This window comes from Bacteroides sp. AM32-11AC, assembly GCF_003603515.1.
Taxonomy (GTDB): Bacteria; Bacteroidota; Bacteroidia; order Bacteroidales; family Bacteroidaceae; genus Bacteroides; species Bacteroides uniformis.
The window spans coordinates 42626-54945 of record NZ_QTNH01000021.1; the positions used below are offsets into that span (position 1 = coordinate 42626).

13 protein-coding genes are annotated in these 12320 nt (G+C 46.6%); 10 read left to right on the plus strand and 3 right to left on the minus strand.

What is annotated here, in order from left to right; genetic code table 11:
* Positions 1-74 precede the first annotated feature (74 nt).
* The 10 genes from DW800_RS18545 (at position 75) to DW800_RS18590 (ending at position 9449) form a co-directional block, all read left to right on the plus strand.
* Entirely contained in the window at positions 75-1241 is a 1167-nt protein-coding gene (locus DW800_RS18545) for a sensor histidine kinase (protein WP_022402160.1), read from the plus strand.
* 90 nt (positions 1242-1331) lie between these two features.
* Positions 1332-4016, plus strand: a complete 2685-nt coding sequence (locus DW800_RS18550; RefSeq protein ID WP_117704106.1) for a calcium-translocating P-type ATPase, PMCA-type — start codon at positions 1332-1334, stop codon at positions 4014-4016.
* 2 nt (positions 4017-4018) lie between these two features.
* A complete protein-coding gene (locus DW800_RS18555; RefSeq protein ID WP_005830542.1) occupies positions 4019-4639 on the plus strand; it encodes an HAD family hydrolase in 621 nt (206 codons plus the stop codon).
* On the plus strand, positions 4623-5564 hold the full coding sequence (locus tag DW800_RS18560; protein ID WP_117704105.1) for a bifunctional riboflavin kinase/FAD synthetase: 942 nt from the start codon (positions 4623-4625) through the stop codon (positions 5562-5564). The genes DW800_RS18555 and DW800_RS18560 overlap by 17 nt, the downstream gene beginning before the upstream one ends.
* A gap of 225 nt (positions 5565-5789) precedes the next feature.
* Positions 5790-6275, plus strand: a complete 486-nt coding sequence (locus tag DW800_RS18565; protein ID WP_117704104.1) for a DUF3836 domain-containing protein — start codon at positions 5790-5792, stop codon at positions 6273-6275.
* 181 nt (positions 6276-6456) lie between these two features.
* Positions 6457-7251: a CPBP family intramembrane glutamic endopeptidase gene (locus tag DW800_RS18570; protein ID WP_016272429.1), complete on the plus strand. Its 795-nt coding sequence runs from the start codon at positions 6457-6459 to the stop codon at positions 7249-7251.
* On the plus strand, positions 7248-7916 hold the full coding sequence (locus tag DW800_RS18575) for a DUF2975 domain-containing protein (protein WP_005830532.1): 669 nt from the start codon (positions 7248-7250) through the stop codon (positions 7914-7916). Before DW800_RS18570 ends, DW800_RS18575 begins: the two co-directional genes overlap by 4 nt.
* 23 nt (positions 7917-7939) lie before the next feature.
* A complete protein-coding gene (locus DW800_RS18580) occupies positions 7940-8545 on the plus strand; it encodes a DUF2975 domain-containing protein (RefSeq protein WP_005830530.1) in 606 nt (201 codons plus the stop codon).
* Between the two features lie 15 nt (positions 8546-8560).
* Entirely contained in the window at positions 8561-9202 is a 642-nt protein-coding gene (locus DW800_RS18585; RefSeq protein ID WP_005830526.1) for a DUF2975 domain-containing protein, read from the plus strand.
* Between the two features lie 43 nt (positions 9203-9245).
* Complete coding sequence (locus tag DW800_RS18590; protein WP_005830522.1) at positions 9246-9449, plus strand: helix-turn-helix domain-containing protein; 204 nt, start codon at positions 9246-9248, stop codon at positions 9447-9449.
* Between the two features lie 240 nt (positions 9450-9689).
* On the opposite strand, the gene DW800_RS18595 is transcribed toward DW800_RS18590, so the two are convergent.
* From DW800_RS18595 to DW800_RS18605, 3 genes are read right to left on the minus strand one after another with little or no spacing between them, the layout of a single operon-like run.
* Positions 9690-10112 carry a SufE family protein gene (locus DW800_RS18595; protein ID WP_034523308.1) on the minus strand — a complete coding sequence of 141 codons (423 nt, stop codon included), beginning with the start codon at positions 10110-10112 and terminating at the stop codon, positions 9690-9692.
* 45 nt (positions 10113-10157) lie between these two features.
* Positions 10158-11171, minus strand: coding sequence for a M20 family metallopeptidase (locus tag DW800_RS18600; RefSeq protein WP_117704103.1), 1014 nt, complete (start codon positions 11169-11171; stop codon positions 10158-10160).
* Entirely contained in the window at positions 11168-12106 is a 939-nt protein-coding gene (locus DW800_RS18605; RefSeq protein ID WP_117704102.1) for an LD-carboxypeptidase, read from the minus strand. Before DW800_RS18605 ends, DW800_RS18600 begins: the two co-directional genes overlap by 4 nt.
* Positions 12107-12320 lie beyond the last annotated feature (214 nt).

The following is a 12320-nucleotide window of genomic DNA, read 5'->3' on the forward strand; positions in this document are numbered from 1 at the left end:
ACGTTTAAAAGCCCTTTTTGTTCTATTGTTGAACAAAAATAGTTTATTTTTGTTCTCTATTAAAACAACATTTTATGAAAATGACCGACAAGCTGTTCAGGGCGATTATGCGGAATCTGCATGCCTACGTACTGCTGATAAACCGCGACTTCACTGTATTCTACACCAATTACTACGATATTACCGGAGCTGTAAAGCCTGCCGAAACTGGACGGGTGGGAGATATTCTGCGCTGTAACAATGCCTTGTCGGCAGCAGGAGGTTGCGGCACTCACGATTTGTGTGAGCACTGCCCCGTGCGGAATGCCATAGAGAATGCCTTTGTGGTGCAAAAGAACTTCACGGATTTGGCAGCTATTCTGAATCTTAGGGATAGCGAAGGCAGAACTACGGAATGCAATGCTTATGTTTCCGGCGAGTATATGGAGATTGAGGACCGCGACTGCATGGTGATTACCGTGCATGACATTACCCGGCTGAAACAAGTGGAAGCTGAATTGAAACTGGCACGTGAGAAGGCAGAGAATGCCGACCGCTCCAAATCGGTGTTCCTGGCGAATATGAGCCATGAAATCCGTACCCCGCTGAACGCAATTGTCGGATTCTCGGAATTGCTGGCCTCTGCATCGACAGACGAGGAGAAGACACAGTTCCTGGAAATTGTGCAAAGTAACAATGAAATGCTGCAACAGCTGATTGCTGATATTCTGGACCTCTCGAAGATAGAAGCCGGAACATTGGAATTTGTGTTCTCGGATGTGGACATCAACCAGATGATGTTCGATTTGGAACAACAGTTCCGTATGCGGGTGGCCGAGCTGGGTAGTGGAGTGCAGATTGTCCGGGAGGCTTCTGAGAAGGAATATACCATGCATACAGACAGAAACCGGCTTGCACAAGTGGTATCCAATTTTATGACGAATGCCCTGAAGTTCACCCAGGAAGGCAGTATTACCCTCGGATTCAGACCCTATGAGGAAGGTCTCTATTTCTACGTAAAAGACACGGGAACCGGTATTCCCCAGGAAAAGTTGCCACATGTTTTTGAACGTTTCGTCAAGCTGAAGCAGGAAAAGAACGGTACCGGACTGGGACTCTCCATTTGCCAGACCATTGTCCGCAAATTGGGGGGCGAAATAGGCGTGGAATCGGAAGAAGGGGCAGGTTCGACTTTCTGGTTCACATTGCCGTGGGAGCCTGCAACCAGACCGAAACTGGTGAGGGAAAAAGAGAATCAATGACAGTCAATTAATCACTAATCATTATATAGGTATTGTTTTCCCGGATTATTATTGTATTTTTGCGTTCCAAAATTAAACCTAAAGACTTGCATGACTGCAATAAAGGATGATTATTATCATGTCGGACTGACCGACGAACAAGTGCGGAAGAGCCGCGACGAACATGGAGTAAATTTATTGACGCCTCCTAAACGGCCTTCCTTATGGAAATTGTATCTGGAGAAGTTTGAGGACCCCGTAGTAAGGGTATTGCTGGTTGCCGCTCTGTTTTCTTTGATTATTTCCATTGTAGAGAATGAATATGCCGAGACTATCGGCATTATAGTAGCCATTCTGCTGGCTACCGGTATCGGTTTCTTCTTTGAGTATGATGCCGGAAAGAAGTTTGACCTGCTGAATGCAGTGAACGAAGAAACTTTGGTGAAAGTAATTCGTAACGGACATGTGCAGGAGATTCCCCGTAAAGATGTAGTGGTGGGTGATATAGTGGTGCTGGAAACCGGTGAAGAGGTTCCGGCGGACGGTGAATTGCTGGAAGCCATTTCCCTGCAAGTGAACGAATCGAATCTGACCGGTGAGCCGGTAGTGACGAAAACTACCGTAGAAGCTGACTTTGACGAAGAGGCTACGTATGCTTCCAACCGCATTTTGCGCGGTACAACGGTGGTGGACGGACATGGCACCATGCGTGTGGAGGCTGTGGGCGATGCTACGGAAATCGGTAAAGTGGCACGTCAAAGTACCGAACAGAATACGGAACCTACTCCGCTGAATATTCAGTTGACCAAATTGGCCAATCTGATTGGAAAGATTGGCTTTTCCGTAGCGGGTCTGGCTTTTCTCATTTTCTTTGTAAAGGATGTGGTACTGGTCTATGATTTTTCTTCATTCCACACCTTCCGTGATTGGCTGCCGGCCTTGCAGGCTACTTTGCAATACTTTATGATGGCAGTTACCCTGATTGTGGTGGCTGTGCCCGAAGGATTGCCGATGAGCGTGACACTCAGTCTGGCGTTGAACATGCGGCGTATGCTCTCCACCAACAATCTGGTGCGCAAGATGCATGCATGCGAGACGATGGGAGCCATTACAGTGATTTGTACCGACAAGACCGGGACATTGACCCAAAATCTGATGCAGGTGCATGAACCCAACTTCTATAGTTTGAAGAATAACGGGCAGCTGGGGAATGATGACCTCAGCAAGCTGGTAATGGAAGGTATCAGTGCTAACTCCACTGCTTTCCTGGAAGAAGAGGTGACTGGAGAGAAGCCGAAAGGGGTGGGTAATCCCACGGAGGTGGCACTGCTGCTTTGGCTGAGCAGTCAGGGATGCGACTACCTGGCACTGCGTGAGAAAGCTACGGTTATCGACCAGCTGACTTTCTCTACGGAAAGGAAATTCATGGCTACCCTGGTGCAATCTCCCCTGATTGGGAAGAAGGTGCTGTATGTGAAGGGAGCTCCCGAGATTGTTTTGGGTAAATGCAAGGATGTCATGTTGGACGGCAAGCGTGTGGATGCGGTGGAATACCGTTCTACAGTGGAGGCTCAGTTGCTCAACTATCAGAATATGGCTATGCGTACACTTGGCTTTGCATTCAAGATTGTGGATGATGCGGAAGCGTCTGATTGTGTGTCATTGGTTGCTGAAAATGACTTGTCGTTCCTCGGTGTGGTTGCCATCAGTGACCCTATCCGTCCGGATGTGCCTGCGGCCGTTGCCAAATGCCAGTCGGCAGGTATCGGAGTGAAGATTGTGACGGGAGATACACCGGGTACGGCTACCGAGATAGCACGCCAGATTGGTCTGTGGAAACCGGAGGATACGGAAAAGAACCGCATTACGGGAGCTGCATTTGCCGAATTGACGGATGAGGAGGCATTGGACCGTGTGATGGACTTGAAGATAATGTCGCGTGCACGCCCCACAGACAAACAGCGTCTGGTGCAACTGTTGCAGCAGAAAGGTGCGGTAGTGGCTGTGACGGGTGACGGCACGAATGATGCTCCTGCGTTGAACCATGCGCAAGTGGGACTTTCGATGGGTACCGGGACTTCCGTTGCCAAGGAGGCCAGCGACATCACGCTGCTGGATGACTCCTTCAACAGTATAGGTACGGCCGTGATGTGGGGACGTTCTCTATATAAGAATATACAGCGTTTCATTGTTTTTCAGCTGACTATCAATTTTGTGGCTTTGTTTATCGTTCTTCTGGGCTCACTGGTGGGTACGACGCTTCCTTTGACCGTCACGCAGATGTTGTGGGTGAACCTGATTATGGATACGTTTGCGGCCCTGGCCCTGGCGTCCATTCCACCCAGTGAGAGCGTGATGAAGGAAAAGCCGCGTAAGAGTACGGATTTCATTATAACCAAGTCCATGAGGTATTACATTCTGGGAATGGGGACTGCCTTCCTGGTGTTACTTATGGGAATGCTCTTCTGGTTTAACAGTGAGGAGGGAGGGATGACTACCTATCGGCTGACTGTGTTCTTCACATTCTTTGTTATGCTTCAGTTCTGGAACTTGTTCAATGCGCGTGTGTTCGGCACTTCGGACTCGGCGTTCAAGGGCATTTCCAAATCTTATGGCATGGAGCTGATTATACTTGCCATTTTGGGCGGACAGATACTGATTGTACAGTTTGGTGGAGCTGTATTCCGCACAGTGCCGCTCGATTTTATGACTTGGATGACGATTGTCGTTTCTACTTCGTTTGTTTTGTGGATAGGTGAACTGGTTCGCCTTATCCGACGTTTAACACAGAAATAGTGATGAAAAGAAGAGGAATCAAGAACCTTATTATTGATTTTGGCGGAGTTCTGATTGATTTGGACCGCCAGCGCTGTTTAGAGAATTTCAGAAAGCTGGGATTGCCGGACGTGGAAGTCATGTTGGACCTCTATCACCAGCAGGATTTCTTCCAGAAATATGAAAAAGGGTTGATTACCAGTGCGGAGTTCCGGGAAGTGATTCGTGGAAAGATAGGGAAACCGGTGACTGATGCCCAGATAGATGACGCCTGGAACAGTTTCCTGGTGAGTATTCCTACTTTTAAATTGGATTTACTGTTGGAACTGCGCAAAAAATATGTGGTCTATCTGCTGAGCAACACCAATGAAATCCATTGGCAATGGTCGTGTCTGCACGCGTTTCGCTACAAGGCTTTCCGTGCGGAGGACTTTTTTGAGCATATCTATCTCTCTTATGAGATGAAGATGGCAAAACCGGATGCCGATATATTTCAGAAAGTACTGGATGAGACCGGTATTCTTCCCAACGAGACTCTTTTCATTGACGATTCTGAGGCCAATTGCCGGACAGCGGAGGCGTTGGGTATTTCTACCTATACGCCAAAGGCCCACGAGGATTGGAGACATGCAGTTGTTTTGTGAAACATCGGACATTGGTTCCCGTCCAAGTGTAGCCACTATCGGTTTCTTTGACGGAGTACATCGGGGACACCGCTACCTGATAGAGCAAGTGTGTGCGGTAGCTGCCGGGCGTGGGCTTGCTTCGTCGGTCGTGACTTTTCCGGTACATCCGCGTAAAGTGATGCAGGCCGATTATCATCCGAAGTTATTGACCACTTGTGATGAGAAAGTTTCCCTGCTTGCCAAGACTGGGGTGGATTATTGCATGATGCTTGATTTTACTCCTGAAATAGCCCGGCTTTCGGCACGGGAATTCATGTCCATACTGAAGGATCGCTATCAGATACAAGCTTTGGTAGTGGGGTACGACCATCGTTTCGGGCATAACCGCAGCGAGGGTTTTGAAGACTATGTGCACTATGGTCGCGAATTGGGTATGGAGGTGCTTCTTGCGCGCGCGTATTCTTATAGTAAGGAGACATCGGTAACGGAGGTTACTGTCAGCTCCTCGGCTATTCGCGGTCTGTTGCTGGAGGGAAACGTTTCGGAAGCTGCCGAGTATCTGGGATATGATTTCTTTTTGGACGGTACGGTTGTCGGCGGCTATCAAGTGGGGCGTAAAATAGGTTTTCCTACGGCTAATCTCCGTGTTTCCGATTCTGACAAGCTGATTCCCTGCGATGGTGTGTATGCCGTCCGTGTCTGTGTTGAAGGCAAGGAGTACGGCGGTATGCTAAGCATTGGCTACCGACCTACGTTGGAGAACGGCCCCGATCGCAGTATTGAGGTCCATATATTCCGGTTTGATGCTGACATTTATCAGCAGCCGATGCGTCTTTCCTTTGTGCGCCGCACCCGTCCTGAACTGAAATTCGACAGTATAGAAGAACTTATTGCCCAGCTTCACCGTGACGAGGTGGAGATTAAATCCATTCTTGCTTTATAAACATAAGGCAATAAGGTCATTTATCCCCTTGCAGTTCTATGTATTTTCCCGTTTGAAGTGTTTGCTTTCTGTATATTTATCGTAAAACGCGTTTTTTTTATTGTTTTTCGATAAATATTTTCTGTTTTTCTTTGTCATACCAAAAAAAGGTCTTTTATTTGCATATCGAAAAACGATAAATGATTATCGAAAAACAAAATAAAGAACTAATAAAACAATAACGGTATGAAAACTTTAGTAATGACAACAATCTTTGTAGTGACAGTAGTGATAAATGCTTTTGGTGGTAATATCCAGGAAAACTTTGCCTATAATGAAGTGATGAACGGAAATCAGGTGGAGTCCCAGATTGTATATAAAGTAGAGAACGGTAAGTTTCTGCAGAACCATTTGAAATACAATTTCATCTATGATACCCAAGGGCGTACGATACAGAAGGAAGCGTTGAAATGGAACGAGATTGAGCAGGCGTTTGAACGCTTCTATTGCTTGAACTACAATTATACAGAAACCGGTACGGATGTGGAATATGCCTTGTGGGACAACAAGACGCATGCCTACTCCGATGTGAAAGAAAAAGCAGTTTATCTGCAGGCGGGAGATGACATCAACTACTTGAGTTACAAATGGAGTAAGAAGGACAACGACTGGAATCTGTTGGTGGAACATGCCACTGCAGAGGAAGACGTATTGCTCCTGGCAGTGAAATAAATGAAGAACAAATATAGAAATGAGGGAGGGGCTTAGGTTATGAGAAGAGCATTTATGAGTATTACACTATTGGTATTGTCACTTTCTACAGTGATGGTGCTGCTGATGGGACTTGTTGCCACAGCTTGACGGATTGACAGAGAAAATGTGTATCTTTGCGAACTTTTAGACGAATAGAACAATGAAAACGGCAATAAAACTAGTATTGATTTACTTTTTGATGCAGCTTATAGGAGCACTGTTTGCAGGACCTTTCTGTCTGCTGTATACGTATTTCGCTTATGGAACTTTCGACATGGACAAGGCTGGTCAGATTGCTGTGGCGCCTACCATGCTGCTGGGCTTTGTTTTCATGGGACTGTACTTGTGGCGCAAGAACTACCTGACGGGAGACAAGCATCTGTATTCTCCGGTGTCAGTCCCTTATCTGGCATGGAGCCTGCTTGCCGGAATGACTTCCATATGTATAATAGGTCTTCTGATGTCCGAACTTACTTTTTTGCCCAATTTGTTGGACCAGACATTTGATATACTGCAATCCGGTTGGCTGGGTATTCTCTGTATTTCTGTTTTGGGACCCGTACTGGAAGAACTGCTTTTCCGTGGTGCCATTACCAAGGAGCTGCTTCGCAGATATAGCCCGGCAAAGGCTATCTTGTTTTCCGGGTTGATATTCGGTATCTTTCATCTGAATCCGGTTCAGATAATAGGTGCTTGCCTCATCGGTTTCTTGCTTGCCTGGCTTTATTATAAGACACGGAGTCTTATGGCATGTATTCTGATACATATCATGAATAACGGCTTGTCTGTCTATCTGAGCCTGAAACATCCTGAAATGGAGGATGTGACACATCTGCTGAGTAACCCGTATGTACTGGTTTGGGCAGTGGTTTTCATATTGTTGCTTCTACTCTCCTTGAAACAACTGAATAAATATAATATATCTGATACTAATACAACAACAACTGAATTATGAAAAGAAGATTGAACATTCTCTGCCTGGTGGTAATGCTTGTACTGAGTTACTCGGTATTGGAGCAGGGGTACTATATCTTTCTGGGAGCCAAGATGGGGGCGCAGACCGGACTGGAGCTGGGAAAGAAAGGGAGTGACATTGCTGCCTACAAGGAACTGATGAACCTGAAGGTTGTCAACCTGATACCTTCTTCCATGGAGTCGTTTGATTTCTTCAGGGATTCCGTCTACAATGAGAAAAGCAGGAGTTATGTGCCTGCAGCCTACTCTTCGTTGATGGTCAGCGTAGATTCTCATGATTCTGTCGGGAAAGTGGTGGCAAAGTATTTGCTGATATATCTGCATTTGGGCTTTTCCCTTTGGGCGGTAGTATTGTTTATCCGCTTGATAATCTCTATCAACAAGTCCGACATCTTCAACTGGCGGAATGTACGTCGGCTGCGTCGGTTGGGAATGGCACTGGTTGTCAGCTTCTGCTGTACCTTTGCGTCATCATATCTTGATTTTATAGGTATCGATACCGTATTCTCGCTGCATGGTTACGAGCTGAGCCTCTCAGAATTGGTGAGCACTACCACGCTGGTACTTGGGCTTTGTTCGCTGATTGTAGGTGAAGTGTTTGCCATTGGATTGAAAATGAAGGAAGAGCAGGATTTGACGATTTAATAATAAGAAGAACGGACAGAGATATGAATAAAATCAGAGTATGTGCCTTCCTGGCTTTGGTAGTGTTTATTGGTAGTGTTGTAACGGATATGTTTAGTGGATTTATGGACGGCTGGAATGAGGCGGGCGACCAGAAGGATTTTCATGCCTTACCCTCTGTGTCACTTTTGGTGCGGGCAGATGATACGCTGCCTGCTGATACTTTGATTAGTGCGGCACAGGATACGCCCATGTATTGCAATACAAGTGAGGTATCGGTGCAAGGTTTCCGTAGTACGAAGTGGCGGTGGGTATCGTTCTTGCTGTTTCCTGCGGGACTGTTTGCGCTTTACGGGTTCTATAGTGTGGCGCGGCTGGTGCTTACTGCCACGAAAGGCGAGGTGTTTGTGCACAAGAATGTGCGTCGGATGCGCATCTTTGTCTATGCGCTGATTTCGGTGAGTCTTTTATTCGAGTTGCAGCAATGGGGCATCTATCATGACTTGGCTTCTCAAGTGCGGCTGGAGGGATACGAGGTGTTGCCTTATTCTTTCAAGTATGCTTGGTTCAATTATATGCTGTTGGCATTGTTCACCGAGATATTCGCCATCGGCGTGAAGATAAAGGAAGAGCAGGATTTAACGGTTTAATGTGGGGGGAGGATTATGAAAAAGATAAGTATATTGGGTATCCTGGCTATATTGGTCATTGTTGCAGAGTTTACCTATGCGATGATAGCGGGCTGGGTGGATATGAAGAATAGTTTTCTTGAGGGTTACAATAGTGTAAATGTGCATTCGGGAACTCCACAGCCGGAGTATTCCGGTTTATTTGATAAGGTATATGTGGATGTAAGACCTTTGGAAACGACAGCAGTCGATTCCTTGACGAATCGTTTTGCCGATAAGTCAGTACCTTATCAGGTAAAGAGAATAGGCACTGTGATTGTCCCCACTGTCTGGAGTTCCATAGTGAACTTCTTTGCCATGTTTGCCATCATTCCTTTCTTTGTAGGAATCTATTGCCTGATACGTTTGCTGGTATCCATCTCAAAGCGGGAAGTGTTTACTTCGGATAATGTAGCCCGGTTGCGTTTCTTTACTTATTCGTTTGCTGCATTGTACGGCTTGATGACTTTGCACGATTGGCTGAATCATCTTGAAGCAGTGAAGCAAGTGGCTCTGCTGGGCTATGAAGTGGTTGCATCGCATGATACGGATTTCACATCCCTGGTTATTATAATTCTTTTCACCGAGATATTTGCCGCCGGGGTGAAGATAAAGGAAGAACAGGACTTAACTATTTAGGTGTGAGTGGGAAAAGAATAATTGATAAATAGAACACAATTATATGATTATAGTAAACCTTGACATAATGATGGCCCGAAGAAAGATATCTTTGGGCGAACTGGCGGAGAAGATTGATATTACGCCTGCCAATCTCTCTATTCTCAAAACCGGAAAGGCTAAGGCCATCCGTTTCTCTACACTGGAAGCAATCTGTAAGGAACTTGATTGCCAGCCGGGGGATATACTGGAGTTTAAGGAGGGATAAATAGGGAGAAGAAGGCGCAAGTAGAGGTTGAAATGCTTACCGCCTTAAGAAACTCCGTTTACGTACTATAGTAAACACCTTTACATACTACAGTAAACGCCTTTACATACTATGGTAAACGTCGTTACTTCATAATGTAAAAGCCGTTACATTCTGGAGTAACGGCTTTTACATTATAGGGTAAACATCCGGTAAATATAATCTGCTGATTATTAGCTTATATATTGTCGGTCGTAACCTTTAGATGCCTTTTGCTTTGAAGGCCAGCGCATACATTCGCATCTGCTTTACCATAGACAGCAGTCCGTTGCTACGGGTGGGCGACAAGTGTTCCTTCAGTCCTATTTTATCAATGAAATAGAGGTCGGCGTTCAGTATCTCATCCGGTGTGTGCCCGGAGAGTACTTTGATAAGCAGTGAAATGATTCCTTTCACAATCAGTGCGTCGCTTTCGGCCTGGAAAATAATTTTTCCGTCCACTTCGTCTGCCTGCAGCCATACGCGGCTCTGGCAACCTTCAATCAGGTTTTGTTCCGTCTTGTATTTTTCGTCGAGCGGTTCCTGCTCGTTTCCTAAATCAATAAGAAGTTGGTACCGGTCCATCCAATCGTCGAAATCATTGAATTCGGCAATTACTTCATCTTGTACTTCGTTGATACTTATCATTGAATTTACTATTTTACTATTTACGATTTACTATTTGATTGTCTATTTCTCATTGTAGATGACTTCGAGCAAGGTCTGTCCCACTGCGTTGAGAGTGCCCTTGTCGATGATGTCCATGGTGTCGTCTATCGTGTGCCAGAAGTCACCGAAGCCGGTGTCGCAGTTCGGGTCATAGTTGATGATGTCTACGCAGGGAATCTGCCGCAGGTTGTATACATACATATGGTCGTCTGTCACTTCGGTGCCTTTTTCTTTGGGGAAGAAGTTGCCGAAGCCCAGGCGGTGGGCTGTGTTCCATATCTTGTTCACGTACTTACCGGCGGTTCTTTGAGAGAACTGTTCCTTGTAGAAGGTGGCGTTCTTTCCACCTACCATGTCGAGCAGGATGCCGTAGCGGGCATTATAGCCGTCTACATGGGGTACTCGTCCCCAATATTGCGAGCCCAGGCACCAAGTGTCGTTCTTGTATGCACCTTGATAGAAGTAGGGGATGCCATAGTCTTCAGCGTCAAAGAAGATGATGTCGATGCCGATGGCTGGAGCCTGCTGTTGCAGTTGGCGGGCCACTTCGAGCAATACGCCTACACCGCTGGCTCCATCGTTCACACCCAGGATGGGGTTGTGATGCTTCGTCTTGTCGGCATCCTGGTCGGCATAAGGGCGGCTGTCCCAATGGGCACAGAGCAGTACACGCCTTTTGCTTTCCGGATTATAGGCGCCGATAACATTGCGCGCCTTCAGGATGGTGTTGTCGTAAGCCACCAGGTCGGCATACTGGTTGTATACTTTGGCGCCGAATTCCTCCAGTTTCTTGGCAAGGAATTCTCCGCAGGCTTTGTGGGCGGCGGTGTTGGGCACGCGCGGACCAAAATCCGCTTGGGTCTGTATGTATTGGTATGCACTGTCTGCACTGAACTGAGGCACTTGGACAGTCGCTTGGGTCGCATCGCCCTCACTGTTATTATCGGCTGCAGACTTGCTGCTGTTGTTGCTGCATGCCACTATCGCTACAATCAGCAACAGCAGCAACGGGATGAATGTATAATTCCGTTTCATTCTCTTTCTGTATTAAAACTTAGTTTCACTTCTTTCTTTCCAACTTCCAATGTTACCGCAGCACCGTTTATCAACGGTACGTTCATGCTGACATGTCCGACGGGAAAATCGAAACATATCGGATAATCGTATTCCTTCACCAAATCGGCCAATGCACCATATAGGTCTTTTCCCAGGGACTTGTTCTCCTCGTATTCGGTGAATTGTCCGATGATGAGGCCGGAAAGCTTGTCGAGGACACCGCCCAGTTTGAGATTGTACATCATGCGTTCCACCGCATGCGGGCGTTCTCCCACATCTTCGATGAAGAGAATGGTGCCTTCGGCGGGAATGTCGTACGGAGTGCCGCGCAGCCCGTAGAACACTGACAAATTGCCACCGCGCAACACGCCTTTTCCCTTTCCTTTATGATTTAGTTTGTGCCCCGGGCAGACATAACTGAATGCTTCCGTTCCTCCCAATGCCTGCCCGAACAGTACATCCTTTAGTGCTTGTGTGCAGAAGTCGTCTTCCGGTTCTACTGTGAGATGGCGCGCCATGGGGGCGTGTAACGACGCGAAGCCATTCTGCTGGAACAGATTATGGAGGGCGGTGATGTCACTGAATCCGATGAGCCATTTGGGATGCTGCCTGAACTTGGTAAAATCCAGTTTGCCTATCAGATGCACGGCTCCGTAACCGCCCCGGCTACAGAATATGACTTTGGCTTCTTCATCGTCCATGGCTTCCTGCAGGTCTTCGAGGCGTTGCCGGATACTTCCTGCATACGTTCCGTTGGAATTCCCCGCATGCTTTGCGAATACGACTTCCAGCCCCCAGGACTTCAAACGTTTGTAGGCGCCTTTCAGGAAAGATTTGTCAATCTTGCTGGAAGGGGAGAGAACAATGACACGATCACCTTCCTGCAGATACGGAGGGAAAATAAGACTACCCATATTATATTATCAATCTATTTTGGGCAAAAGTACACAATTCACCACAGATATCACAGATTAACACGGATTTTTAACAGAAGAGGGGGAGGTTATATATGATATATAATCAACAGAGTAACTCAAATTCTGTTCAAATCCGTGTCAATCTGTGTAATCTGTGGTGAACATATCAAAATGATATTAAACATGTAAAATTTCAACGGGGCAAATGCTG

Bases quoted from the DNA above. Each gene is read 5' to 3' on its own strand.
- DW800_RS18545 (WP_022402160.1), top strand. From the start codon at position 75: ATGAAAATGACCGACAAGCTGTTCAGGGCGATTATGCGGAATCTGCAT.
- DW800_RS18550 (WP_117704106.1), top strand. From the start codon at position 1,332: ATGACTGCAATAAAGGATGATTATTATCATGTCGGACTGACCGACGAA.
- DW800_RS18555 (WP_005830542.1), top strand. From the start codon at position 4,019: ATGAAAAGAAGAGGAATCAAGAACCTTATTATTGATTTTGGCGGAGTT.
- DW800_RS18560 (WP_117704105.1), top strand. From the start codon at position 4,623: ATGCAGTTGTTTTGTGAAACATCGGACATTGGTTCCCGTCCAAGTGTA.
- DW800_RS18565 (WP_117704104.1), top strand. From the start codon at position 5,790: ATGAAAACTTTAGTAATGACAACAATCTTTGTAGTGACAGTAGTGATA.
- DW800_RS18570 (WP_016272429.1), top strand. From the start codon at position 6,457: ATGAAAACGGCAATAAAACTAGTATTGATTTACTTTTTGATGCAGCTT.
- DW800_RS18575 (WP_005830532.1), top strand. From the start codon at position 7,248: ATGAAAAGAAGATTGAACATTCTCTGCCTGGTGGTAATGCTTGTACTG.
- DW800_RS18580 (WP_005830530.1), top strand. From the start codon at position 7,940: ATGAATAAAATCAGAGTATGTGCCTTCCTGGCTTTGGTAGTGTTTATT.
- DW800_RS18585 (WP_005830526.1), top strand. From the start codon at position 8,561: ATGAAAAAGATAAGTATATTGGGTATCCTGGCTATATTGGTCATTGTT.
- DW800_RS18590 (WP_005830522.1), top strand. From the start codon at position 9,246: ATGATTATAGTAAACCTTGACATAATGATGGCCCGAAGAAAGATATCT.
- DW800_RS18600 (WP_117704103.1), bottom strand. From the start codon at position 11,171: ATGAAACGGAATTATACATTCATCCCGTTGCTGCTGTTGCTGATTGTA.
- DW800_RS18605 (WP_117704102.1), bottom strand. From the start codon at position 12,106: ATGGGTAGTCTTATTTTCCCTCCGTATCTGCAGGAAGGTGATCGTGTC.